Origin of the sequence: Thalassococcus lentus (assembly GCF_028023555.1) — a bacterium.
Lineage (GTDB): Bacteria > Pseudomonadota > Alphaproteobacteria > Rhodobacterales > Rhodobacteraceae > Thalassococcus_A > Thalassococcus_A lentus.
Map to the genome: position 1 here is coordinate 975,632 of NZ_JAQIOY010000001.1, position 24,694 is coordinate 1,000,325.

The window sequence follows — 24,694 nt, forward strand, 5'->3', positions numbered from 1 at the left end:
CTTACTGTTCAGACCCGCTCGATGATCGTGGCAGCGCCCATACCCGATGCAATGCAAAGAGTGGCGAGGCCGGTGCCTTTTCCGGTGCGCTCCAGCTCATCAAGCAAAGTGCCGATGATGATTGCACCAGTAGCCCCAAGCGGATGTCCCATTGCTATGGAACCACCGTTCACATTGACGCGGTCGGCGTCAACGTCAAAGGCCTGCATAAAACGCAAAACCACAGATGCAAAAGCTTCATTCACCTCAAACAGATCGATATCCGAGATGGACATGCCGTTGTCGGCCAGAATCTTTTCGGTCACCGGGACCGGACCGGTCAGCATAATTGTCGGATCGGTGCCGATCTTTGCAGTCGCTTTGATGCGCGCGCGGGCTTTCAGTCCGTGCTTTTCGCCAAAGGCCTTGTTTCCGATGAGGACCGCAGCCGAGCCATCCACGATGCCCGAACTGTTGCCCGCGTGGTGGATGTGGTTGATGCGCTCGAGATGGGGGTACTTCATAAGTGCGATCTTGTCGAAACCGGGCATGACTTCGCCCATGTCCTTGAAGGAGGGTTTCAGGCTGCCAAGGCTTTGCATGTCGGTGCCGGGGCGCATGTATTCGTCCCGATCCAGAATTGGCAGGCCATTCTGATCCCGCACGGTGATGACCGACTTGTCAAAGCGACCGTCCTCCCATGCCGCGGCAGCGCGCCGCTGGGATTCAACGGCCAGACCATCGGCGTCATCGCGGCTGAAACCGTACTCGGTTGCAATGATGTCTGCGCTGATGCCTTGCGGTACAAAGTAGCTGTCCATGGCAAGGCTGGGGTCGACGGCGATTGCAGCGCCATCGCTGCCCATGGCAACGCGGCCCATCATCTCGACGCCGCCCGCGATATAGGCATCACCCGCACCACCGCGAACCTGATTTGCAGCAAGATTGACCGCTTCCATGCCCGACGCACAGAACCGGTTGATCGCCAGACCGGGGATCGATTCATCCAGATCCGATGCGAGTACTGCTGAACGCGCAAGGCAGCCGCCCTGTTCTCCGACCTGGGTCACGTTCCCCCAGATGACATCCTCAACGGCATGTCCTTCGAGGTTGTTGCGTTCCTTGACGGCATTCATCGTCAGTGCGGACAAGCGCAGGCTGGTCAGCTCGTGCAAGCTGCCATCCTTGCGACCCTTGCCGCGGGGTGTTCGAACGGCGTCATAGATATAGGCTTCGGTCATCGTCGGGTCCTTTGTCGGAACATGTCTTTGATAAAGAGGTGGGGTATCACACCCCACTCGCGCAAGGGTGACGTTGGGGCGTCATACGTAAACTTCGTAACGTCACACCCCCGCATGGCTGTGCTAACCCCGATCAGCCGGACTGCCTGGCATCAGATCGTAGGGGTGTTTCCAGCCATCCAAGTGTTCGATATTGCCAAGCCAACGGTCGATGTTGGCCCATTCCTTGCGCTCGAACCCAAAGGGTTCAGGGTAGAAAAGATAACCGCAGCAAGAAAAGTCAGCGTTGGTGGGACCCGAGCCGACAATCCATTCCCGGCCGTCCAAATGGGCATCAAGTACCTGATAGGCCGCCTTCAAGCGTCCTTGCATAAAACCGATGACGTCAGCAGGGCGTTTGTCTTCTGGCAGAAAGTTCATCAGAAAACGGGTCATGCCAGCTTGTGAGCTTAGCTTGTGATTGTCCCAGAACATCCACCGCATCACTTCTCGGGCGTCCTCGGGAGTCTGTCCGCCGAATTTCCCGGACTTTTCGGCGATATACATCTGAATGACACCAGACTGGCTGATTTTGGTATCGCCATCCAGCAGGACCGGCGCCTCTCCCATGGAATTGACCGTGTCACGATACTCAGCCGTTCGGGTCTCGCCTGCGAAGAAATCGACTTTGACGGCCTCCCACTCGAGCCCGGACAGAGACAAAGGCAGAGCGGCCTTGTAGGCGTTGCCCGATTCACCAAAGCAATAGAGTTTCATGGTCATGTGTTTGCCCCTCCCAAGGCGCGTGTGATCCGGTGAGCCGTGGGGGCCAGCCCCCACACCCCCGGACGTATTTGCACAGAGAAGAAACAGCAAATCGGCTTCTCTGGTAACCGGGCATTAAGGTTAATGCCGCCATTGTGACAACGCGGTACAGGCTGGAGAGCCGATGACCGCCAGAGGAGAAGACCCGATCTCACCAAAGGTCCGGGCAAGACAGGGGGATGCGACGCAGTCCTGCGGTTGGACCCGAGGCGCATCGCCCCTGTTTCTTCTCTGCTGAAATACTCAATTCCAAAGCCCGCGGAATAGCGCTCGTTCACAAGCTGCGCGCAATCAGCTCCTTCATGATTTCATTTGTTCCGCCATAGATGCGCTGCACGCGGGCGTCGGTCCACATCTCACCGATGGCATATTCCTGCATGAAGCCATAACCGCCGTGCAACTGAAGGCATTCGTCCAGCACTTCGCCTTGCGTGTCGCTTAGCCAGTATTTTGCCATGGCCGCCTTTTCCACGGTCAATTTTCCCTGCAAGTGCTCTGCCATGCAGTCGTCCAGAAATGCGCGGGCGACCTTTGCCTTGGTCTGGCATTCCGCAAGTTTGAAGCGGGTGTTCTGGAATTGTGTAAGCGGGCCGCCAAAGGCTTCGCGTTCCTTGCAATAGGCTATAGTTCGTTCAACCGCGCCTTCGATTGCGCCAACCGCGCCGCAGGCAATGATCAGGCGCTCCTGCGGCAGTTGCTGCATCATCTGGTAGAACCCCTGACCTTCTTGCTGGCCCAGAACGTTCTCAGGCGGGACTTCGACATTATCAAAGAACAACTCGGATGTATCCGCTGCATGGCAGCCGATTTTTTCCAGATTGCGCCCGCGTTGGAAGCCTTCGGCGCCATCAGTTTCCACAACAACCAGCGACACACCTTTTGCACCTTCGGATGGGTCGGTCTTGGCGGCGACTACAATCAGGTTTGCATGCTGGCCGTTTGTGATGAAGGTCTTCTGGCCGGACAGCCGGTAGGCGTTGCCCTCGCGCAGGGCGCGGGTCTTGATGGCCTGCACATCTGAGCCGGTCGAGGGCTCGGTCATGGCCAAAGCGCCCACCATTTCGCCTGAAATCATCTTGGGCAACCAGCGTTTTTTCTGGTCTTCGGTTCCATAGGCCAGAATGTAGTGCGCGACGATCCCGGAGTGGATGCCGTGCCCCCAACTGGCGAGATTGGCGCGTGAGGCTTCGATCAGGATCGTGGCTTCATGTCCAAAGTCACCCCCGAGGCCGCCGTATTCTTCTGGAACAGAGGGGCACAAGAGGCCCAGTTCGGCGGCCTGTCCCCAGGTGTCGCGGTCCATCTGCCCCTGTTTGCGCCAGCGTTCAAAATGCGGTTGCCACTGCTCTTCGATGAACTTGGCGGTCATTTCGCCCAGCATGGCGTGTTCTTCGGTCATCCACGTCATTGGATGGGTCTCTCCTTCAGCGCTTGCGCGCTTCCAAATCGGAATTGAACTGCCGCAGTTTGACTGCGAGCACTTCGTCGTCCGTTACACTTTCAAAATTCTCAAAGAGAAAAGACAAAGCCTCTCCCTCATCCAGCCCCGCCTCCGTGGCGAAACGCTTGAGGCCACGATACCCATCTTCGGTCATGGCAACAGGAAAACGCCGCGTCAGACGAAAACGTTTGGGCATAGTGAAACTCCGGGCAGATGGAAAAAGGGCGGGGCATCGGCCCCGCCCAGCAGCTTAGAAGTTTGCCGCTTCCAGCGCCATCACCGGTTCTGCACCCGATTGGATGCGCGACAAGTGTGTCGCAGTCATGGGCAACTGGCGGGCCATGTAATAGCGGCCGGTCGCAATCTTGGTCTGGTAGAAGTCGTCATCGCCACCGCCAGCCTCGAGACGTGCCTTGGCCGCCAGAGCCATCTTGGACCACATCAAGCCAAGGCAAACGTGCCCGAACAGGTGCATGAAGTCGTACGAGCCGGACAAGGCGTTGTTCGGGTTCTTCATGCCGTTCTGCATGAAATACATGCCTGCCGCCTGAAGATCTTTGGACGCATTCTTGAGCGGTTCAATGAACTGGGCGTCAAAATCGGCGTCCTGTCCCTTGTTCTCGGCAATGAAGGTTTTGACCATTTCGAAAAACGCCATCACATGCTTGCCACCATCCTGGCCGAGCTTTCGCCCGACAAGATCAAGCGCCTGCACGCCGTTGGCGCCTTCGTAGATCATCGCGATGCGTGCATCGCGTGCGAACTGCGACATGCCCCATTCTTCGATGTATCCGTGACCACCGTAGACCTGCTGGGCATTGGTCGCCATCTCAAAGCCTTTGTCGGTCAGGAAACCCTTGATGACCGGGGTCATCAACGAAATCAGCCCGTCCGCTGCATCGTCTTCCAGCTTGTGTGCCCGATCAATCAGCGATGCGCCCCAAAACGCGAAGGCGCGGGCGCCTTCTACAAAGCTTTTCTGGTCCATCAGGTTGCGACGAATATCAGGATGCACGATCAGCGGATCGGCAGGTCCCTCCGGGTTTTTGACGCCGGTGACATCGCGGCCCTGCAAACGGTCCTTGGCGTATTCCAGCGCGTTCTGGAACGCCACGTCCGCTTGGGCATAGCCCTGCAGGCCAACGCCGATGCGGGCTTCGTTCATCATCGTGAACATCGCGCGCATGCCCTTGTGTTCCTGACCCAGCAGGTAGCCTGTGGCTTCGTCGTAGTTCATCACGCAGGTCGAATTGCCGTGGATACCCATTTTCTCTTCGATCTTGCCGACAGAAACAGCGTTGCGCTCTCCGACCGAGCCGTCGTCGTTCACGATGAACTTGGGCACGATGAACAGAGAAACGCCTTTGATGCCGTCGGGGCCACCGGGGATTTTGGCAAGGACGAGGTGAATGACGTTGTCCGACATGTCGTGATCGCCGGCAGAGATAAAGATCTTCTGGCCGGTCACTTTGTAGCTGCCATCATCCTGTGGGACGGCCTTGGTGCGCATCAGGCCCAGATCGGTGCCGCAATGCGGTTCGGTCAGGTTCATGGTGCCGGTCCACTCACAGGTCACCATCTTGGGCAGATAGGTTTCCTTCTGGGCGTCCGAGCCGTGCGTATGGATTGCCGAATACGCGCCATGGGTCAGGCCGGGATACATGTTGAAGGCCATGTTCGCCGCAGAGAACTGTTCGCCCACGGCTGTTGCCAGCACGTAAGGCAGGCCCTGACCGCCGTATTCCGGATCACAATCAAGGGCAGTCCAGCCGCCTTCGCGCATCTGGTCAAATGCCGCCTTGAAGCCAGTTGGCGTGCGCACGACGCCGTTTTCAAGCACGCAGCCTTCGGTGTCACCAATAGAGTTCAGCGGAGCCAGAACATCCTGCGCAACCTTGGCAGCTTCGTCCAGAATGGCCTCGGTTGTCTCGCGGTCCAGTTCGTCATAACCGGGAACATCCTGCTCTGCGATCTTCAGCACATCGTGCAAAACAAACATTTGGTCAGTGACCGGGGCCTTGTAACTGGGCATCGAGTAACTCCGTCGGTTCTTTGGCGCGACCTATTCCGCCGCGCGCTTTTGGTTGTTCATCGAGGCGAGCATTTTTTCGCCCCACTTCATTTGTTCACGCAGCTCTTCGATGGCGACGTTCAGCTCATCGCGCTGGCGCAACATGTCGTTCAGCCGCTCCTGAGCAATCGCATAGGTCTGGGCGAGCTGTGTTTGCTGCTGGTCGCCTACATAGTAGAGGTCGAGCAGCTGCCGGATTTCTTCGAGGCTGAAACCAAAGCGTTTGCCACGCAAAATCAGTTTCAACCGTGCTCTGTCTTTCCGTGTGAACAGGCGTTTCTGGCCTTCACGGATCGGGAACAAAAGCTCCTTTTGTTCATAGAAACGCAGTGTGCGCGGCGTCACGTCAAAGGCGTCGCACATTTCACGGATCGTCATTACTCTGTCTTCACTCATCATCTCAGTCCTCACAGATCACGCTCTCATAAAGAGTGAAGTGCGGATTTGAGGCTCATCATACAATGGGAAATTTTGTTGACGTAACTCATACGCCACGTCACTTTCAGGGTGACGTAAGATCAATTTGCGTAAACAGCTGAATTTGGAATTTTCTGTCGCACCGGGTTGGAGCATGGCACGCGGACTCAGATCCCGACTGACTTTCCGGGGCGTCTGATTCTCGGTTTAGCCTACAAAAACAGCGTTTATCTGGATTCCAGATCCTTGGCGGTTTCGTTGCGCAAGTCGCTCAGCTCTTCGATTGCTTGGTCGATCTGACTGCGTTGTTCTGCCAATTCACCCAACTGCCGATCCGCGAGGTCGATCCAAGCACGCATTTGCGCCTCCGACCCTTCTTTTTCGTAGATCAAAAGCCATTGGCGTATGTCTTCGAGAGGAAAGCCCCATTTGCGGCCGCGAAGAATCAGCGTCATCCGGGCCACTTCGCGCGGGCCATAGAACCTTGACCGGCCTTCTCGGTCCGGGCTCAGCAGCTCGATATACTCATAGTAGCGTAACGTGCGCGGCGTTACGTCGAATTTCGCGCACATTTCTTTAAAGCTGAGACGCTGATCCGTCATGCCATCCCCTCCGATGATTGAACTTTAGGCGCTCGGTAAGCCGCTGACAACCACGGCTTGCGCCCTGCTTGGCCGCGCAGCATAAAGCAGGGCAAGGAGTCCAAAAATGACAGCCGACACGACCGAAACGAAAGCCCGCATCGCCCGACAATTCATTCAGACGATTCCACATGCGGAAGCGCTGGGCATGGAAATCACTCAGATTGGTGACGGGCTTGCGGTCATTACAATGCCCTATGACGAACGCCTGATTGGTGATCCTGAAACCGGCGTTGTGCACGGTGGTGCGGTTTCTGCTCTTATGGACACATGCGGCGGCGCCGCCGTCATGTCCCATCCGAAGTCTCCGGCTGGAACTGCAACGATCAATCTGAGGATTGATTACATGCGCGGGGCAACGCCGGGACAGAGCATTACGGCGAAAGCAGAGTGTTATCATGTCACCCGTTCGGTCGCCTTTGTGCGCGCAACCGCCTATGACGAAGACGAAAGCCGACCTGTCGCAACAGCCACCGGTGCCTTCACCGTGGAAGGAGGCTGATCCATGCCACGCAAAAAGCCCGAACCGATTCAGGTTATCAAGCAACGCCGCGATGCTGCGCTTCATGCGCTGGCCGGCGGGGTGCCATACATCCAGTATCTGGGAATCCAGTTTGATCGCCGCGGCGACGAGCTGACCGCAGTTTTGCCTTTTGCAGATCAGTTGATCGGCAATCCCATGCTGCCAGCAATCCACGGAGGCGTCACCGCCGCATTTCTAGAGGTAACGGCGCTTATTTCGCTGAGCTGGTCCTATCTTTGGGACGACATCGAAACCGGTGTTCTGGAAGTCGAAACGCTCGAAGAAGGGCGTTTGCCGCGTCTTCCAAAGACAATTGATTTCACCGTGGATTACCTGCGATCAGGCCTGCCACGTGATGCATATGCACGCGCGCGCATCACCCGGTCAGGCAGACGTTATGCGTCGGTTCAGGCTGAGGCGTGGCAAGACAACCGGGATCGGCCCATGGCGCAGGCGACAGCGCATTTTCTGATGCCGCGCCCCAAAAGCTGATTGCGCCAAAGTCCGGGTTGCATGACCCATGAGGCAAGGCTGGAGCAATTAACCGGCTTATTTGAAAGACGCCATTTGGCATGACCGAAACTGAAACGATCACCCATCGACGCGTGCTTCGCATTGCGATTCCGATTTTGCTGGCCAATGTCACGGTTCCGATCCTTGGCGCTGTTGATACGGCTGTGGTCGGTCAGATACCGCGGCCCGAACCGATTGCCGCGGTTGGCGTCGGTGCGGTCGTAATCTCGGCGGTTTATTGGATATTCGGGTTTCTGCGGATGGGGACGGTCGGCCTGACCGCACAGGCCGCCGGCGAGGGCAAGAGTGGAGAGGTTGCCGCGCTGCTGACCCGCGCGCTGATGATTGGTTTGGCTGGTGGTGTCGGGCTTATCCTGTTGCAGGGCTGGGTTTTCGCCGGGGCCTTTGCCGTCAGCCCCGCCAGCGCAGAGGTCGAAACGCTTGCGCGTGCCTATATGCAGATCAGGATTTGGTCCGCGCCTGCCGCGATTGCAATCTATGGCGTGACGGGGTGGCTCATTGCCCAGGAACGCACCCGCGATGTCTTTGTCCTTCAGCTATGGATGAATGGCGTCAATGTCGCCCTGGATCTGTTGTTTGTTTTGCAGCTGGGCTGGGGCGTCGACGGCGTGGCCTTTGCGACGTTTATCGCCGAATGGTCCGGTCTGGTGCTGGGGCTTTGGCTGTGTCGGTCCGCGTTTTCGGTTCCCGCATGGCGGGATTGGCCACGGGTGTTTGACCGCGAAAAGCTTCGCCGCATGGCGGTGGTCAACGCCGACATCCTCATTCGATCGCTCTTGTTGCAGGTGATTTTCGTGTCGTTCCTGTTGCTCGGCGGGCGGTTCGGAGACGTGACACTGGCTGCCAACCAGGTGCTGCTGCAGTTTTTGCATATCGTCGGCTATGCGCTGGATGGATTTGCCTTTGCTGCCGAGGCATTGGTCGGCAAAGCATTCGGGGCCCGCGCGGTGGCGCGCATCCGGCGCGCGTCTTTGCTATGCAGTCTGTGGTCGTTGGTTTTCGCCGTTGTCATGGCCTTGGCATTTGCGGTGCTCGGGCCATGGTTGATCACCGTCATGGCAAAAGACCCCGCTGTACAGCAGGCCGCACTTGTCTACCTGCCCTGGATGATCGCAGCACCTGTTATGCTGGTCGCCCTGGTGATGTTTGATGGCATCTTTATCGGGGCAACCCGTTCGGCTGACATGCGCAACATGATGGCGCTTTCTGCGCTTGTCTATCTGATGGCGGTCTGGCTGCTGATGGAGCCCTTGGGGAATCATGGGTTGTGGTTGGCGCTGCACATTTCATTCGTTGCGCGCGGGCTCACACTTGCGCTGCGGTATCCAGCGCTGGAACGCGCCGCGCGTCGGGCTTAATGCCGCTATTGTTCTGTCTGGCATTAATTGCCTGTCCGACCCCTTGCCCCAGCGCCAGCATCCCGCTACCTGTGTCCCGCTCAGGATGAAAGGCGCAGCCATGGCAAATGATCTGTTCAATTCCTTCATGAAAGGCCCCGACGAAAAGGGCCGTTTTGGTATCTTTGGCGGGCGCTTTGTGTCCGAAACACTGATGCCATTGATCCTGTCGTTGGAAGAAGAATACGAGAAGGCCAAAACCGACCAGAGTTTCTGGGACGAGATGGATTATCTGTGGAAGCATTATGTGGGCCGTCCGAGCCCGCTCTACTATGCTGAACGCATGACCGAACGCCTTGGCGGCGCGAAGATCTACCTCAAGCGGGACGAGCTGAACCACACAGGCGCGCACAAGATCAACAACGTGCTTGGCCAGATCATTCTGGCGCGCCGCATGGGCAAGACACGCATCATCGCTGAAACCGGTGCTGGCCAACACGGCGTCGCAACCGCGACTGTCTGCGCCAAGTTTGGTTTGAAATGCGTGGTTTACATGGGCGCGCATGATGTTGAACGTCAGGCCCCCAACGTTTTCCGCATGCGTCTTCTGGGCGCCGAGGTTGTCCCTGTGACATCGGGGCGCGGAACGCTGAAGGACGCGATGAACGATGCGCTGCGCGATTGGGTGACCAATGTGCGCGACACCTTCTACTGCATCGGCACGGTCGCCGGACCGCACCCTTACCCGGCCATGGTTCGTGACTTCCAGTCGATCATCGGCAAGGAAGCCAAAGAGCAGATGATGGAAGCCGAGGGCCGCAACCCCGACACCATCATCGCCGCCATCGGTGGCGGCTCGAATGCGATGGGCCTGTTTTACCCGTTCCTTGACGACAAGGACGTGAACATCATCGGTGTCGAAGCGGGTGGCAAGGGCGTCAATGAAAAGATGGAACACTGTGCATCGCTGACTGGTGGCCGCCCGGGCGTTCTGCATGGCAACCGCACCTATCTTCTTCAGGACGACGATGGCCAGATTCTCGAAGGTTTCTCAATCTCGGCCGGTCTCGATTATCCCGGTATCGGGCCGGAGCACAGCTGGCTGCACGAAGTCGGCCGTGCCGAGTATGTTGCGATTACGGACAAGGAAGCACTGGAAGCGTTCCAGCTGTGCTGCGAGACCGAGGGTATCATCCCCGCGCTCGAGCCATCACATGCCTTGGCACATGTCATGAAAATCGCGCCGAAGCTGCCCAAGGATCACATCATCTGCATGAATATGTGTGGCCGTGGCGACAAGGACATCTTCACCGTCGCCAAGCACCTGGGCTTTGACATGTCCGACACCGAAGGACGAACCGCAGACTAGGTTCTCAGACCAGACCTTTTCGTCAGTTGTTGCGCCCAGGTTGCAAACGTTGCTTGGGCGCGGATTTCAAAATGCCGCGTGGTCGTGTCATGACTTGTGGTATTGGCGCGCCTTGTGTGCGGACGGGGCGATATTTAACGGTGCCGCCGTTCAGAGGCTGCTGATATATCCATTTGTAAAGCACGTAGACATAGTAGAGGTCCGGCGGGTTCATGCCGCCAATGACCACGGATCCGGATGTTTGAGTGCTGGTTGTCTGTGTTGTGCTGGTGCCCCAGAGGCATTCCGCCGTCACATTGGCGCTATTCGTTCTTGATGCACAGACCAGCACATGAGCCTGTGCTCCCGTTTCCCGTTCAGGACAACTGGATACGTCAAAGCTGACCGGAACCGACTTGCTCGTTTGGGTTATGGCCGGTTGACCGATGGACCAAGTGCAGTTGGCCATGGCCGCACCGGAAAACAGAACTGAAAAAGTGATCGCCGCAACGGGCGTTGGAAGCGTGGAAATCATGTGGCACCAAAAATAAATTTCAATGCCACCACGATGCATGACAGTGACGGTCAATTCAAGATTGGGGTCGCCTGCCTAGTCCGCGTTTTCTTCGAGAACAGACAACGGAACAATGTCCAGGGCTCGCTTGTGCGTCGCGGCCAGCGCCACCTTCGGCGCGCAGCCTTCCTCGTGCGCTTGCAGGAAACGCGCAGCGCACAGGCACCAACGATCACCGGGCTTCAGGCCAGCAAACCGAAATTCCGGTCGCGGTGTCGAAAGGTCGTTTCCGACGTATTTCGAGAATGCCAAAAACTCGGCTGTCATGACGGCGCATACCGTGTGGCTGCCGCTGTCGGCCTCGCAGGTGTTGCAATGACCATCGCGGAAAAAGCCGGTTACCGGCTCGTTGGAACAGCTTTCCAGGACGCCACCCAGAACGTTGATCGAGGGGTCCTTTACAGTCATCGTTCCTCACTTTTGCGCGGCTATCCGTCGAAACATCTGCAGAGCGTCATCATTGGCGCCGTCTTCGCGGAACTGCCTATCTGCGGCGTTTACAGCGATGACCGTGCCGGTTGCCCGATTGATGTAGATATACTGACCATAGACACCACGGGCAATGATTTCACCTTCGGGTGCATCCTGAGCCATCCACCATTGGTACCCGTATTTCCATTTGCCCGGCTCGGTCTTGGCCGATGGAGTTGTGCTTTCGATGGCCCAGTCCTCCGGCACGATCTGTTTGCCTTGGAATTGGCCATTAAGGCGGAACAGTTCACCCATTCTGGCATAGTCACGCGTGGTCAGGTTCAATCCACCCAGAACGAATGCAACCCCGTATCCATCGGTGACGTAGTGCGGGCTACCATGGGCGCCGAGGGGATCCAGAAGATGCTCTCCCAGAAGATCGGAAACGCTGCGACCGGTTGCGCCCCGCAAAACCATTCCAAGAACATGCGTGTCGATCGATACATAGCGCCATGCATCGCCCGCAGGCTGATCGGTTTCCGTCAGTCCGGCGGCAAACCCATCCATTGATCCACCCAGCGCGAGGATGCGACCCATCTTGTTGATGTCACTCCAGAAATCCAGATAATCTTCGTCAAAGACCACACCAGTGGACATCTGCAGCACATTGCGAATTGATGCGCCATCGTATGCGCTGTCTTTGAGGGAGGGGGCGTATTTGGTGACAGGATCGTCCAGGCTGTCGATCTCGCCCTGCGCTTTTAGAATGCCGAACAGCGCTGACAGGTATGACTTGGCCATGGACCATGAAATGCGCTGATCGTCGGCTTTGGTACCGAGGTGATAGGCCTCGTGAACGACTGCGCCGTCCTGTACCACAACGACCGCTGTCACCGCACGCCTTTGCAACCATTCCTGCCAGTCCGCAGGCAAAGCCATTTCAGAACCCGAGGGGAGGGGGGCGGGGGCTCCTTTGACTGGGATTTCAGCGGTTTGAAATGCGCCGCGCATGTTGCTGAAGTTGCTCACGATCTTTTCTTCGGAAAAGAGAGTGTTGACCGCATGCAGACGCAGCAGCTGTTCTTTCTTCCAGATCGCCAGCCCTCCGATCACAAGAGCCAAAGCAATGACGATCCTAAAGAACCAGCGCATCTTGGTTAATCCTTTCCTAGGCGCTCTAACGCGCCTGTCCATTCGACCCATCGGCCGTGAAAATCGGCGCGACCCAAATCCAGTCGGGTGTTTCCGGGCCACAGTCGCAGTGTAAGTGCCGCGCCGCGTGTCCCGCCGTCGTTTTCCATTCCAAACCACGCCACAGGCGCGTCGTCTGAGGCTTTGTCACCCGCAGCTTCAATCAAAGCAACGCCGCGGGCCTGTGACGTTGCGGAAAAATACTGCCACGCGACGGTGCTGTAGATTAGGTGCAAATGACCGGCTTTGGGATCCAATCGCTCGGCGAGCCAGTCAATCGCATCGCCCTGATCAACAACGTCTTGTTTTTCCGAAATCGCAGCTTTTGTCAGTTCGATCCGGTGGGGTTGATCGGGCCAAAGGTAAGCCAACAGCCGCAAGCGATCCTCGGGATCAGAGGGATCAAGCGGCCCAATGTCAACGCCACGTCTTTGTGCGAGTTGCGGGGCCCCTTCCGGGGGCAGGGCGCCGCTCCAATCCGGGCGCAGCGTCAGGGCCGCATTCTCGGGTCCGTAGGTCTTGGTTTCGATGGCCAGCGCATACCGGTCCCAGCGCAGATTGAGCCCGCCACTGGCGCCCAGTTCAGACGTCACAATCGGCAATCCAAACCGTGCATGCAGCGATTGCCCCAGTGCGATCAAAACGGAGGAACGGCGCACTTCGTTTGTTTGTGGCGCGTTGTTCAGCCAGTCATCGAGAAAAACCGCCTCGCGATGCATCGCGTTCTCAATGGCGCTCCACAGCGCGTCGTCGCTCGTTTCATGCGGAGGATAGACATCCGCCAATCCGGCACGGTCCAAAAGACGCAACGCGTGAAACCCTCCGCATAGGCGTAGCGGCACGCTTTGGCCTTTGGGTCCTATGTCACCTGTCCAGTCGAACAACCGATCTGTGAGTGGGGTTCCGGGGCGTAGCCTGCGGGCCAGCAAAAGGCACAAGCGTTCCATGAATGGGCTGCCCAGTGCTGCGCAATGGCCAGCCTGTTCTGTCAGTGCTTGGGCCAGTGCGCTCATTTGAATTTATCGACCAGCTTTTGCAAAGGACTGCGTGTGTCTGATTGTTCAGGCTGCGCTGTCTTGACGGGTTCAGGGGCTGATTTTGCGGGTTTTGTGGGCTGCTTTTGGGCCTTTGGCTCTCTGGGTTTGCTGGTGCCCCCTGACGACCGTGGCGGGTTGACCCGCAAGGCAACAGCGTTCTGGAACTTGCCGGGATCGCCAGCTGCCAGCGCTGCGGCACCGTCGGAAATCCCGCGCAGCAGGTCGTCGAGCCAATCCTGATCAGCCTTGTGGAAATCATGCAGCACATAGGCTGCCACCAGTTCTTTGCGCCCCGGATGCCCAACACCCAATCGGACCCGTTGGTAATCGGGCCCGATGTGCTGATGGATAGAGCGCAGACCGTTGTGCCCCGCATGGCCGCCACCCATTTTTACGCGACATTTGGACGGCGCGAGGTCCAGCTCATCATGGAAAACAGTCACGTCTTCGGAGGTTAGCTTGAAAAACCGCATGGCTTCGCCAACGGCCTGACCGGACAGGTTCATAAAGGTTTCAGGTTTGAGCAGCATGACCTTTTCGCTGCCAAGCCGTCCTTCGCACAGCTGCGCCTGAAACTTCGACTTCCACGGTGAAAACCCGTGATCATCTGCGATGCGGTCCAGTGCCATGAACCCGATGTTATGACGATTTGCGGCATACTTACCGCCGGGGTTGCCGAGGCCAACAAATAGCTGCAAGGGTGCTCTCCATGGATTGGCATTGCGCCTTACTTAGGCTGTATCAGGCGCAATTCACAAGGGAGTGGCACCGCGTTGTATCTGACAATGAACCGTTTCAAAGTCACCAAATCCGAAGCCGATGCCTTTGAGGCGCTTTGGAAGAACCGTGACAGCCATCTCAATTCTGTCGAGGGCTTTCGAAGTTTTGCTTTGCTCAAGGGCCCCGAGGCGGAAGATCATATTGTGTACGCGTCGCACACCGTCTGGGCGGACGAAGCGAGTTTTCTGAACTGGACGAAATCCGAAGCGTTCCGCGCGGCGCATGGTGGCGCAAAGTCCTCTGGGCATATGTACCTCGGCCCGCCGGAACTGGAACTGTTCGAAGCTGTACAAGTTCTGGAGTGAACCCAGAGCAAATACTCAGAAAACAAAAAAGCCGGGCAAAAGCCCGGCTTTTTCGACAGAAGCCTTCTATCAGGCTTTGTTGTCTTCTTCTTCGTCGTCGTCGTTGCCACCTTCAGGCAGGTTGAAGAAACTGTCCGCGTCAGCAAAATCGCTGTCTGTCCGAGTGTCTTCTTCTTCATCGTCACCACGGGGATCGGACAGGCTGAAGTTTTCAAGGCCTTCGATGGAGGTCGGCATGCGCGGTTCCGCATCCATGCCAAGGCTCTGCTCGGTCGAAACAAGCTTGCGACGTTCATCATCAGACATGACCGCGTCCACCTTTTTGGCGGCCTTGGCCACGGCAGCGTCCAGTTCGGATTGTTTGCACAGGCCCAAGGCAACCGGGTCAATCGGCTGCATGTTGTTGATGTTCCAATGTTCGCGGTTGCGGATCGATTGGATCGTCGGCTTGGTTGTGCCAACCAGCTTGGAAATCTGACCGTCTGTCAATTCGGGGTGGAACTTGACCAGCCACAGGATCGCGTTGGGGCGGTCCTGACGCTTTGACAATGGCGTATAGCGTGGGCCACGGCGCACGTCTTCGTCGCGGGCCGCCGCGTTAAACTTGAGCTTCATCTTGTAGAGCGGATCTTTTTCCGCCTTGTCGATTTCAGCCTGTTCCAACTGGTTGTTGGCGATGGGGTCAAACCCTTTGACACCTGTGGCGACGTCACCGTCAGCGATGCCCTGAATCTCGAGTTCGTGGAAACCGGTAAAGTCGGCGACCTGCTTAAAAGTCAGTGTGGTGTTATCCACCAGCCAGACGGCAGTTGCCTTTGGGTGCAGCAGCTTGGCCATTGGGTCGTCTCCTATGCATATCTTCTTCGCTTGCCCGGGCCTTTGGGGGCCTGAGCCGCTCTGGCGGGGCAGAGCAAGTTGCCGTTGTCGGGAAACCTTGCGCGTATATAGTCACCGCGAAGCAAAGAGGAAAGAGAAAATGCGCGTGCTTTTTAGCCTGCTTTTTAGCCTGATCCTGACCCCACACGTGGCGCAGGCAGAAGGTGAGCGGCCCGGTGATTTTGATTATTATGTACTCGCGCTCAGCTGGTCGCCAACGTGGTGTGCGCTCGAAGGGGATGATCGTGAGTCGCCCCAATGCGATGCCAGTGCGGATTTCGGATGGGTGATGCATGGCCTTTGGCCACAGTTCCATCAAGGTTGGCCGTCGTTCTGCCAAAGCGCCGAGCGGCCACCGTCACGGTCGATGACGGCTGGAATGGCGGACATCATGGGGACGTCGGGATTGGCTTGGTACCAATGGCGCAAGCATGGCAGTTGTTCCGGTCTTTCGCCGCGTGACTACTATGCTCTGGCGCGTCGTGCCTATGAAGGCATCAATCGTCCGGCGGTTTTCCGCAAATTGGACAAGGCAGTGAAACTGCCGGCCAGTTTGGTCGAAGAAGCGTTTCTGAAGGACAATCCGCAGCTTGAGCCAGACATGTTGACCATCACGTGCAAGGCCGGGCGCATTCAGGAAGCCCGGGTTTGTCTGTCCAAAGATCTTGAGCCGGTTCCATGCGGACGAGACGTGGTGCGGGATTGTTCAATGAAAGACGCGCTCTTCGATCCAATCCGGTAAAGCGGCGACACCGTGGCCACTGCTCTGTGTCGCTTGTTTCGCAAATCGGTGTCCGTTGGCAGCCAGATTGCCGGATGCATGCCCGCGTGGTACGGTTAGACAATAAAGAGGCAGAGCAGCCCCATGATTGCAGCGCATGACCGCACTTAAGGAATTTGACCGACTTGAAAGCACCGGGCTCTGGCGCGCCAAGCCCGAGGATCAACGTCGTGAAGTGATCGTGTCACTGGGTGAGGCGACACTGACCTTGTCGGATACAACGGGCCTGCCTTTGGCCCACTGGTCGCTGGGGGCCGTCGTCCGGGCCAACGGCACCAAGATGCCCGCAATTTTTCATCCCGACGGTGATCCCGGTGAGACACTGGAACTGGGCGAAGACAGCGCTGAGATGGCGCAGGGAATCGACAAATTGCTGCGAGCGATCGAAAAACGCCGCCCCCGGCCCGGGTATTTGCGGCTTGTTCTGGGGCTCGGGTTTGTTCTGGCGATTGCCGCAATCGGTATATTCTGGTTGCCGGGCGCGCTGGAGCGCTACACGGTTAACGTCGTCCCGCCAGTCAAACGGGCCGAAATTGGACATGCGTTGCTGGATCGCCTGACCCGTGTCAGCGGTCAGCCCTGTTCCCAGCCAGACGCCCAACGATCTCTTGCGCGACTGTCACAGCGGATCTTGGGGCCGACACGCGCGGACTCCGTGGTTGTTTTGCCCGGAGGGGTCAGCGAAAGCGCGCATTTGCCGGGCAACTTGATCCTGCTGGCCCGCAGCGTTGTGGAAGATCACGAAGATCCGGACGTGGCAGCCGGATATGTGCTGGCTGAGCATGTGCGCGCATCCGAGCACGACCCGTTGACCGATTTGTTGGACCACGCGGGTCTTTTGGCCAGCCTTCGTCTGTTGACGACAGGCATATTGCCGCCCGAAGCCCTGGATGCCTACGCCGAACATATGTTGTTGCGACCCACGGCCGAGCCAGAGATCGACACGCTGCTGGTTGCCTTTGAAACGGCCGAATTGCGCAGCACGCCCTATGCCTTTGCCCGTGACATCACAGGCGAAAGCACATTGGCGTTGATCGAGGCCGACCCTTTGGCCGGGCGGGCCAGCCGAGAGGTGCTGAGCGATGGCGATTGGGTCAGGTTGCAGGGTATTTGCGGCAACTGACACAAGGTCAACTGGTCAAGGGATGCGCTTGTCCAGCTTGGTAAGGGGTCGCTGTTCCGGGCAACGTCCGTTCGAGAAAGATATCTTCGTTTCGCAACTGCCGCCAAAGGACCGGCAGGACTTCCTTGTAGGCATCAATCATTGACGGGTTTGGCGCAGGCAAATCATGCCCGATTTCTGCGTGCAGCGCGGGCAGTTTGTGAAAGGGCACCATTGGAAACATGTGATGTTCGATGTGGTAGTTCATGTTCCAATAGATGAAGCGGCTAATCGGGTTTATATAGACCGTCCGGGTGTTCATGCGATGGTCCAGAACATTGTCGGCTAAAGCGGCGTGCTGAAGAACGCCGGTCAGCATGTGATGCCATGCGCCGTAGAGCCGGGGCAGGCCGATCACCATGAGTGGCAGGATTGAGCCGATCACCAGTGCCAAAAGAAGTGTAGCCGCATAGATCGCGGTCCAGATGCGTGCGACGCGGATCACTTCGGCGTGTCGGTGTGGCGGAATGTATGTGGCCTCTTCCGGATCCAGTCGCCCCGATGCATTCAAGAGCATTCTTTGCCAGCCATTGAGGGCATCAAGGATACCCAGAAAATTTAGCCCTATCCTCAGCAGATCAGGCGGTCGCATGGCTTGTATTTCAGGATCGCGCCCGACGATGATGGTGTCGCTGTGATGGCGTGAGTGGCTATAGCGCCATGTGACCGGGTTCCGAACCATGCAAAAGCTGGCGACCTGATAAACGGCGTTGTTCATCCAGCTGGTCTTGAAGGCAGTGCCGTGTCCACATTCATGCCAGCGACTGTCCATGGCCGATCCATACAGCACACCATAGGCCAGCCAGAAAGGAGCGGACCAAAGGCTGGGCCACAGGCTTACGCCAATCAGTGCGAACGCGAACATGGCTGAAAACAGGATCACGGTATCTCGAATAGCAGGCTGATCACTGCGCTGCATGAGTGCCTGCATCTTGTCGCGTGGAATTGGGGTTCGGTACCACGACTGGCCAGCCAGAGCCGAGTCCTTGGGTTTTTGTCCATCGGGCCCACACAGGGAATAGTCGCGACTGGCCATGGCAGATCCTCCTGTCGCTATTGCTAGCAAGGGATCTGTGCCCACGCCTAGAGCTAACCGAAATTTCAGCTCTTGATGTATCATGAATGAGATGCATGATTGATACCTTTGTATCAGGAGCGTGTCATGGCCCGTCGACCAACTTTGCGTGATGTCGCCCGAGAGGCGGGTGTCAGTATTGCGACCGTGAACCGGGTTGTCGGCGGTGGTTCGGTGGTGCGCGAAGAAACCGTAAAACGCGTGACCGAAGCGGCGGCGCGAGTGGGCTACCATGGTCGTCGCTTGCTGGTTCGCGAGACGCGGGATGATCGCCCCAAAGTGCGGCTTGGGTTTGTTTTGCACAAACAGAAGCAAGCCTTTTATCAGAATGTGGTTCGGGCGATCGAACATGCCGCCCAAGCGCACCAGACGGCGAACGTCGAAGCCGAGATTGTCTTTTCGCCATCGCAGGCGCCATCGGATGTCGCGGCGCATCTTGCGGAACTGGGCCAGCGGGTAGATTGCATCGCCGCTACCGCAGTCAACCATCATGTTGTAACGGACCAAGTGAAAGCACTGGCTGAAAATGGCGTTGAGTGCATTTCGCTGTTTTCTGATTTCGCGCAGGGTTTAAGACGTTGTTATTTAGGTATGAATAATCTCAAGATCGGGCGCGGAGCGGCGCAGATGTTGATGACTTCGATCAAACAGCCGGGCAAGATCGCCTTGTTTGTTGGCGGCCATCGGTGGCATGGGCACGAGTTGCGGGAAACTGGGTTTCGCACTCAGTTTCGTGAAACCGACACGCGGTTTGAGCTGCTGGACACATTGGTCAATCTCGAAACACGCCAATTGACTTACGAAGCGACGCTGGAGCTTTTGGACCGGCAACCCGACTTGCGCGGCATCTATCTCGCCGGTGGCGGAATGGAAGGCGCGATCGCCGCACTCAGGGAAGAGCGGCCTCCCGGAAAGATCAACATGGTGGTCAATGAACTCACGCCGGAATCGCGTGCAGCGCTGGAGGATGGGTATGTTTCGTTGGTTATCGGAACCCCACTCGATACGATCTGTCGTCGTATGGTCGCCATTATGGCGCAGGTCTCTGCGGACCCTGACAGTGGCCCGCGTGGGCAGTTGTTTCTGGATCCGCGACTGCATTTGCCGGAATTCCTTTGATACAAAAGTATCAGTTCTGACCGGCGGAATCTTTCGGGCGTGACGTAAAAATCTCAGCCTTGATTGACCAGAATCGCCAGCCAACCCCAACTGAACGGCAGTGACGCGCTTTAGACGCCGCAAAGGTGCCGCGCCAAATGGGGGGACGAAAAGGCATGGTGCCTTTCGCAATCAATCATATGTCGGTGCCTTCCCTGCGTTGGCAGGACGTGCTCGATCTTGCCAAGTCGCTTGGCTGCGCGGGCGTCGAGTTCCGCAATGATCTTGGGCGCCCTTTGTTTGATGGCTCTTCCTTTCGCGATGTCGCAACGCGTGCCGAGGAAATGGGACTGCGCGTCTTGGGGCTGAGCCAGATTTACCCTTTCAACGTTTGGTCCGATGCGATGGCCGCTGAAGTGCGCGCATTGATCAAGATCGCCAAGGCAATCGGCGCCGAAACAATCAGCCTGATCCCTCGCAATGACGGATCGGGTCAGGGCAACGGCGAACGGCAGGCCAATCTTCGTATCGCGCTCAGAGAAATTCGTCCGCTGCTTGAGGAAGCAGAGATGACGGCGTTGGTCGAACCTTTGGGGTTCCCACGTTCGTCGCTGCGTTTCAAAACCGAAGCGGTGGATGCAATCGAAGCTGTTGGCGGCACGGACCACTTTGGAATTGTGCACGACACTTTCCACCACTTTCTGGCCGAAGAGGACCAGTTTTTTCCGCAGCATACGAAGCTAGTTCATATCTCGGGTGTGACAGATCACGTGGTGCCGGCAGACCTGCTGGAAGACGAAAATCGCGTTTTGGTGGATGCCAAAGACCGGCTCGGCAATATCCAGCAAATCACGGCTCTGATTGATGGCGGCTATACCGGACCAATCTCGGTCGAGGCGTTTGCACCCAGCATTCATACCCTGAGCGATCCAGAAAAATCACTGGCCGCTTCATTCGATTTCATCCGCAACTCTCTGAAGGTCAATGCTTTCTGAGAGGGGCTTTCAACCCGCCCCTGTGGGGGCATCCGGCATGTGTACAAGGGTGAGCCGGCACCCGATTGGGAGGACTACCATGAAGAAAATTCTTGTCGCTGCAGGCCTGAGCGCCTTGATGGGCACAACTGCAATGGCGGAAACCATTGGGGTTTCGATTGCGCGTTTTGACGACAACTTTCTGACCGTCATGCGCAACGGCATGACAGATCACGCCGCGTCCCTCGATGGTGTTGATCTGCAGGTCGAAGATGCCCAGGACGACGTTGCCAAGCAGCTGGACCAGATCAACAACTTCGTTGCATCCGGTGTGGACGCGATCATCGTCAACGCTGTTGATACATCGGCCACGCAGGCGATGACCGCCGCAGCAGAAGCAGCCGGTGTTCCGCTGGTTTACGTCAACCGTGAGCCAATCAACGTTAACGAACTGCCAGACAATCAGGCTTTCGTTGCATCCAACGAAATCGAATCCGGCACACTGGAAAGCTTCCAGATCTGCCGCAATCTGCGTGCCGCAGGCAAAGCGGGCGGCGCCAAGGGCTACATCCTGATGGGCCAGCTTTCCAACCAGGCTGCAGTCCAGCGTACCAAGGACATCGACGACGTGATCGGCATGGACATGTGTAACTTCATGACCATCATCGACCGTCAGACTGCCGAATGGTCCCGCGACAAGGCGCAGGATTTGATGACCAACTGGCTGTCGTCCGGCGAAGACTTTGATTTCGTCATCGCCAACAACGACGAAATGGCGATCGGTGCAATTCAGGCGATGAAGGCTTCGGGCATCGATATGGCTGATGTCGAGGTCGGCGGTGTTGACGCAACGCAGGACGCGCTGGTTGCGATGCAGGCGGGTGATCTGGACGTGACCGTGTTCCAGGACGCATTCGGTCAGGGTTCCGGCTCTGTTGATGCGGCACTGGCGCTGTCGCGTGGCGAAGAGCTGGACCAGAAAGTCTACATTCCGTTCAAGTTGGTAACACCCGGCAACGTTGCGGATTTCCTCAACAAGAACTGAGCTGAGTTCTGAAAAATCGGGCGGAGCGGTTTTGACCGCTCTGCCTTTTTGATCAACGCGGACATGCCCTGACGCAAGGAGTGCAAATATGTCCAATCATTCCGACGGCATCGGTGGATTGAAATATGACAAATCCAAAAAAGCCTGGCCAAACGAACTAAACATCTTCTTTGCGCTGATCATCATCGTGTTGGTCTTCGAAGCGCTCGGACAGCTTTTGCCCTACATGAAGGGCCAGTCGATGCTGTTCGATTTCAACACAAAGCGGGATGGTACAATCCTGAACATTGCGCGCATCAAGATCATTATCTTGCAGGTCTCAATCATCGGGATCATCGCGCTGGGCGTAACGCAGGTCATCATTTCGGGCGGGATCGATCTGTCATCCGGGCCTTTGGTCGGCGCCGCGGCGATGATCGTTATGTCGTTTGCCCAAACGGAATTGGTGAATGGAAACCCGAATCCAAAAGCGGTGTTCGGGGCCTGGGCCTTCGATCTGCCTGTTCTGGTTCCCATATTAGTCGGGCTTTTATTCGGGGCCTTTATCGGGCTCATAAACGGCTCGCTCATCGCATTCACCGGGATTCCACCGTTCATTGCGACGCTGGGCATGTTCCTGATTTGCCGCGGTATCGCGCAGTGGTGGACACGTGGCCAGCCTGTTTCATTTCCGACCGATCAGTTTGCCTGGCTCGGATCTGGCATGATGCCGGTCTTCTGGTTCCTGCTGTTGGCGCTGCTGTTCCACGTTGTTCTGAAATATACGGTTTATGGCAAACACACCTATGCCATCGGTTCCAACGAGGCTGCGGCGCGTATGTCGGGGATCAACGTCAAACGCCACAAGGTCATGGTCTACATGATCGCGTCCATGCTGGCGGCCTTTGCGGCGATCATCCTGAGTTCGAAGAACCTGACGGCACAGACAGGCATGGGACAGTTCTATGAATTGTTCGCCATTGCCATGGCCGTCATTGGCGGCGTGAGCCTGACCGGCGGCCGTGGGTCGATCATCGGTACGGTGCTGGGGGCGATGGTCTTTGGCGTGATCCAGTCCGGTTTTACCTATATCAAGCTCGATGCTTTCTATCAGCTTATGGCCATGGGTGGGATCATCATCGGCGCGGTTGTACTTGACCAATGGCGTCAGCGTAGCGCTTCGGCGCGATCATAGAGGGGCAAAAGATCATGAGTGAAGATATCATTCTCGAAACCCGTGGGCTGACCAAGCACTACGGCGGCGTGCATGCCTTGGAAGATGCCAACTTTGTCCTGCGCAAGGGCGAGCATGTGGCGATCATGGGGGACAATGGCGCAGGTAAATCCACCTTTGTCCGCCAGATCACAGGCGTGGAACAACGCACACGCGGTGAGGTCATTTTTGATGGCCAGCCCGTCAACTTTGCCGGACCGCTTGATGCACGCGAAGCAGGCATCGAGGCAGTGTTCCAGACGCTTGCATTGGCAGACCATCTGGATGTTCCCGACAACCTGTTTCTTGGCCGTGAGAAAACCAAATGGAACTGGTTGGGGCCGTTTCGCTTTCTCGACTACAAGGCGATGCGGCAGGACACATTGGATGCGTTGCAAAAGACAGGGGTAAAGATCCCCAACATCCGCAACACGATCCAATATATGTCAGGTGGGCAACGGCAGTGTGTGGCCATTGCGCGTACGGCGTCCTTCCACTCAAAGCTGACGATCATGGATGAGCCGACAGCGGCGTTGGGTGTGCAGGAAACTGCGCAGGTGGAAAACATCGTTCGCCAGCTCAAGGCGGACGGAGAGCCGCTGATCCTGATCAGCCACAACATGCGTCAGGTTTTTGACTTGGTGGATCGGGTTGTCGTGTTCCGCCGTGGCCGCATTTGCGCCAATCTTGATATCAAGAACGAAGATGTCACGGGCGAAGACGTGGTGGCCTATATCACGGGTGCCAAGACACAAGAAGGCTACGAAGACGCGGCCTGAGCAAGAACAGCACCAAGTTTAGCAAAGCCGGGCGCTGCAAGGTGTCCGGCTTTTTCCATGCGCTTCTGATCGGGACGAAACACAGCCCTTTACGATCAGGGTCTTTTCTATTTGGTGATCCGCCAGCCGTCCGAGAATCCGAACTGTTGGGCAGCCATATCCGCGAGTTCTGGTTTGGCACGCACGAGTTTTGCAGCCTCACGGGCGATGTATCGCCGGAGCGCGGCAGGCGCTGTTTTGTACTGGATGGCCAAAGCTTCGAGCAGTTTTGCCTGAACCGGACTAGGCAAAGCGTCGTTTTGAAGGTGGCGGGCGATGATGTCGTTCACCGCGGATTTGCCTTCAAGCTCGATCAAGGCGGTTGCGTAAGCGCCGAGATAGGCCTTGTCCTTTGCAATAGCCTTGTCCAACCCATCCAACAGCAAGGGCGTGAAACTGCGATCGCCTGATAGACCTGCAAGCAAAATGCGAATGGGCCTCAGGTCTGCGTTGCCGTTTTGCAGATCTTGGCGCAGTGTTTTGATTTTTGGGACACGTACCTGATCGAGCGATCCATAGGGTGCACGGTCAAGTTCCCGCAATGCGAGGCGGCGTATTCCGGGGCTGGGATCGTTGACACGCTTGGCAAAGGTCGCGAGGCGGGCTTTTTCGTCGCCATAAAGCCATGCTGATTGCCTTTGCATGATCAATTCGATCAAGGCGCGATAGCGGTCGTCCAGAACGGCAACTTCTAGCCACGGGCCGTAGGCGCCGTCGCGCGCCAACAACACACTGGCGTCCGGGCGTCCGACCACCTGCAGCAAAAATCCCTGGCTGGGCGGGATCGGAAGCTCGGATACACTGGGTCCGGACAGTGTTGTTACTGGTCTGTAGACATTGGGATTGGCGGCATCCGGAACAGCAATCACAGCCTGTTCGGTTGCCAACAGGATATCAACCAACGTCGGATTTGGGGTATAGCCATGGAACGCGCAGGCCTCGGCACTCGGGGGCGAGACCCAGATCAGGGCGCCTGCCACAATCAAGCCAAGACAATGAGATTTGCTGCGCATCCTGCCACTTCGCTGAGTTACAGCGT

27 protein-coding genes are annotated in these 24,694 nt (G+C 57.1%); 12 read left to right on the plus strand and 15 right to left on the minus strand.

Annotation, left to right across the window (positions count from 1 at the left end; all coding sequences use genetic code 11):
* Nucleotides 1–8: 8 nt before the first annotated feature.
* The 7 genes from PFY00_RS04770 to PFY00_RS04800 all read right to left on the minus strand — a co-directional run bounded on the left by PFY00_RS04770 (nt 9) and on the right by PFY00_RS04800 (nt 6,555).
* The gene (locus PFY00_RS04770; RefSeq protein ID WP_271431356.1) at nt 9–1,220 is read right to left on the minus strand and encodes an acetyl-CoA C-acetyltransferase; all 1,212 of its coding nucleotides are present in this window, start codon (nt 1,218–1,220) and stop codon (nt 9–11) included.
* Nucleotides 1,221–1,343: 123 nt separating this feature from the next.
* Complete coding sequence (locus PFY00_RS04775) at nt 1,344–1,982, minus strand: glutathione S-transferase family protein (protein WP_271431357.1); 639 nt, start codon at nt 1,980–1,982, stop codon at nt 1,344–1,346.
* A gap of 316 nt (nt 1,983–2,298) precedes the next feature.
* A complete protein-coding gene (locus tag PFY00_RS04780; protein WP_271431358.1) occupies nt 2,299–3,432 on the minus strand; it encodes an acyl-CoA dehydrogenase family protein in 1,134 nt (377 codons plus the stop codon).
* Between the two features lie 16 nt (nt 3,433–3,448).
* On the minus strand, nt 3,449–3,661 hold the full coding sequence (locus PFY00_RS04785) for a hypothetical protein (RefSeq protein ID WP_271431359.1): 213 nt from the start codon (nt 3,659–3,661) through the stop codon (nt 3,449–3,451).
* 54 nt (nt 3,662–3,715) lie between these two features.
* Entirely contained in the window at nt 3,716–5,497 is a 1,782-nt protein-coding gene (locus PFY00_RS04790; RefSeq protein ID WP_271431360.1) for an acyl-CoA dehydrogenase C-terminal domain-containing protein, read from the minus strand.
* Between the two features lie 30 nt (nt 5,498–5,527).
* A complete protein-coding gene (locus tag PFY00_RS04795) occupies nt 5,528–5,932 on the minus strand; it encodes a MerR family transcriptional regulator (protein ID WP_271431361.1) in 405 nt (134 codons plus the stop codon).
* Between the two features lie 248 nt (nt 5,933–6,180).
* On the minus strand, nt 6,181–6,555 hold the full coding sequence (locus PFY00_RS04800; protein WP_271431362.1) for a MerR family transcriptional regulator: 375 nt from the start codon (nt 6,553–6,555) through the stop codon (nt 6,181–6,183).
* Nucleotides 6,556–6,661: 106 nt separating this feature from the next.
* Between PFY00_RS04800 and PFY00_RS04805 the strand changes: the two genes are divergently transcribed.
* From PFY00_RS04805 to trpB, 4 genes are all read left to right on the plus strand, one after another.
* Entirely contained in the window at nt 6,662–7,096 is a 435-nt protein-coding gene (locus PFY00_RS04805; RefSeq protein ID WP_271431363.1) for a PaaI family thioesterase, read from the plus strand.
* Nucleotides 7,097–7,099: 3 nt separating this feature from the next.
* Complete coding sequence (locus PFY00_RS04810; protein ID WP_271431364.1) at nt 7,100–7,609, plus strand: PaaI family thioesterase; 510 nt, start codon at nt 7,100–7,102, stop codon at nt 7,607–7,609.
* A gap of 80 nt (nt 7,610–7,689) precedes the next feature.
* Entirely contained in the window at nt 7,690–9,009 is a 1,320-nt protein-coding gene (locus tag PFY00_RS04815) for an MATE family efflux transporter (protein WP_271431365.1), read from the plus strand.
* Nucleotides 9,010–9,109: 100 nt separating this feature from the next.
* Nucleotides 9,110–10,357 carry a tryptophan synthase subunit beta gene (gene trpB / locus PFY00_RS04820; protein ID WP_271431366.1) on the plus strand — a complete coding sequence of 416 codons (1,248 nt, stop codon included), beginning with the start codon at nt 9,110–9,112 and terminating at the stop codon, nt 10,355–10,357.
* A gap of 22 nt (nt 10,358–10,379) precedes the next feature.
* On the opposite strand, the gene PFY00_RS04825 is transcribed toward trpB, so the two are convergent.
* The 5 genes from PFY00_RS04825 to pth form a co-directional block, all read right to left on the minus strand.
* On the minus strand, nt 10,380–10,871 hold the full coding sequence (locus PFY00_RS04825; protein ID WP_271431367.1) for a hypothetical protein: 492 nt from the start codon (nt 10,869–10,871) through the stop codon (nt 10,380–10,382).
* Between the two features lie 75 nt (nt 10,872–10,946).
* A complete protein-coding gene (locus PFY00_RS04830; protein ID WP_271431368.1) occupies nt 10,947–11,318 on the minus strand; it encodes a DUF2237 family protein in 372 nt (123 codons plus the stop codon).
* Nucleotides 11,319–11,324: 6 nt separating this feature from the next.
* Complete coding sequence (locus PFY00_RS04835; RefSeq protein WP_271431369.1) at nt 11,325–12,473, minus strand: serine hydrolase domain-containing protein; 1,149 nt, start codon at nt 12,471–12,473, stop codon at nt 11,325–11,327.
* A 5-nt stretch (nt 12,474–12,478) separates the two neighbouring features.
* A complete protein-coding gene (locus PFY00_RS04840; protein ID WP_271431370.1) occupies nt 12,479–13,525 on the minus strand; it encodes a DUF2332 domain-containing protein in 1,047 nt (348 codons plus the stop codon).
* A complete protein-coding gene (gene pth / locus PFY00_RS04845; RefSeq protein WP_271431371.1) occupies nt 13,522–14,247 on the minus strand; it encodes an aminoacyl-tRNA hydrolase in 726 nt (241 codons plus the stop codon). The genes PFY00_RS04840 and pth overlap by 4 nt, the downstream gene beginning before the upstream one ends.
* A 75-nt stretch (nt 14,248–14,322) precedes the next feature.
* Here pth and PFY00_RS04850 point away from each other — a divergent pair, with 75 nt between their 5' ends.
* Entirely contained in the window at nt 14,323–14,634 is a 312-nt protein-coding gene (locus PFY00_RS04850; protein WP_271431372.1) for an antibiotic biosynthesis monooxygenase family protein, read from the plus strand.
* Nucleotides 14,635–14,703: 69 nt separating this feature from the next.
* Here the strand turns inward: PFY00_RS04850 and PFY00_RS04855 are convergent, their stop codons facing one another.
* Nucleotides 14,704–15,471 carry a DUF1013 domain-containing protein gene (locus PFY00_RS04855; RefSeq protein WP_271431373.1) on the minus strand — a complete coding sequence of 256 codons (768 nt, stop codon included), beginning with the start codon at nt 15,469–15,471 and terminating at the stop codon, nt 14,704–14,706.
* A gap of 139 nt (nt 15,472–15,610) precedes the next feature.
* Here PFY00_RS04855 and PFY00_RS04860 point away from each other — a divergent pair, with 139 nt between their 5' ends.
* Nucleotides 15,611–16,252 carry a ribonuclease T2 gene (locus PFY00_RS04860; protein WP_271431374.1) on the plus strand — a complete coding sequence of 214 codons (642 nt, stop codon included), beginning with the start codon at nt 15,611–15,613 and terminating at the stop codon, nt 16,250–16,252.
* Between the two features lie 136 nt (nt 16,253–16,388).
* The gene (locus PFY00_RS04865) at nt 16,389–17,414 is read left to right on the plus strand and encodes a hypothetical protein (RefSeq protein ID WP_271431375.1); all 1,026 of its coding nucleotides are present in this window, start codon (nt 16,389–16,391) and stop codon (nt 17,412–17,414) included.
* A 7-nt stretch (nt 17,415–17,421) separates the two neighbouring features.
* Here the strand turns inward: PFY00_RS04865 and PFY00_RS04870 are convergent, their stop codons facing one another.
* On the minus strand, nt 17,422–18,489 hold the full coding sequence (locus PFY00_RS04870) for a fatty acid desaturase family protein (protein WP_271431376.1): 1,068 nt from the start codon (nt 18,487–18,489) through the stop codon (nt 17,422–17,424).
* A gap of 126 nt (nt 18,490–18,615) precedes the next feature.
* Between PFY00_RS04870 and PFY00_RS04875 the strand changes: the two genes are divergently transcribed.
* From PFY00_RS04875 to PFY00_RS04895, 5 genes are all read left to right on the plus strand, one after another.
* Nucleotides 18,616–19,647, plus strand: a complete 1,032-nt coding sequence (locus PFY00_RS04875; RefSeq protein WP_271431377.1) for a LacI family DNA-binding transcriptional regulator — start codon at nt 18,616–18,618, stop codon at nt 19,645–19,647.
* Nucleotides 19,648–19,784: 137 nt separating this feature from the next.
* Nucleotides 19,785–20,621 (plus strand): TIM barrel protein, encoded by an 837-nt coding sequence (locus tag PFY00_RS04880; RefSeq protein ID WP_271431378.1) that lies wholly within the window; start codon nt 19,785–19,787, stop codon nt 20,619–20,621.
* 79 nt (nt 20,622–20,700) lie between these two features.
* Nucleotides 20,701–21,645, plus strand: a complete 945-nt coding sequence (locus tag PFY00_RS04885; RefSeq protein ID WP_271431379.1) for a substrate-binding domain-containing protein — start codon at nt 20,701–20,703, stop codon at nt 21,643–21,645.
* Nucleotides 21,646–21,733: 88 nt separating this feature from the next.
* Nucleotides 21,734–22,819, plus strand: a complete 1,086-nt coding sequence (locus tag PFY00_RS04890; RefSeq protein WP_271431380.1) for an ABC transporter permease — start codon at nt 21,734–21,736, stop codon at nt 22,817–22,819.
* A 14-nt stretch (nt 22,820–22,833) separates the two neighbouring features.
* Complete coding sequence (locus PFY00_RS04895; protein WP_271431381.1) at nt 22,834–23,616, plus strand: ATP-binding cassette domain-containing protein; 783 nt, start codon at nt 22,834–22,836, stop codon at nt 23,614–23,616.
* Between the two features lie 107 nt (nt 23,617–23,723).
* Here PFY00_RS04895 and PFY00_RS04900 read toward each other — a convergent pair whose 3' ends face one another.
* Complete coding sequence (locus PFY00_RS04900) at nt 23,724–24,668, minus strand: hypothetical protein (protein ID WP_271431382.1); 945 nt, start codon at nt 24,666–24,668, stop codon at nt 23,724–23,726.
* Nucleotides 24,669–24,694 lie beyond the last annotated feature (26 nt).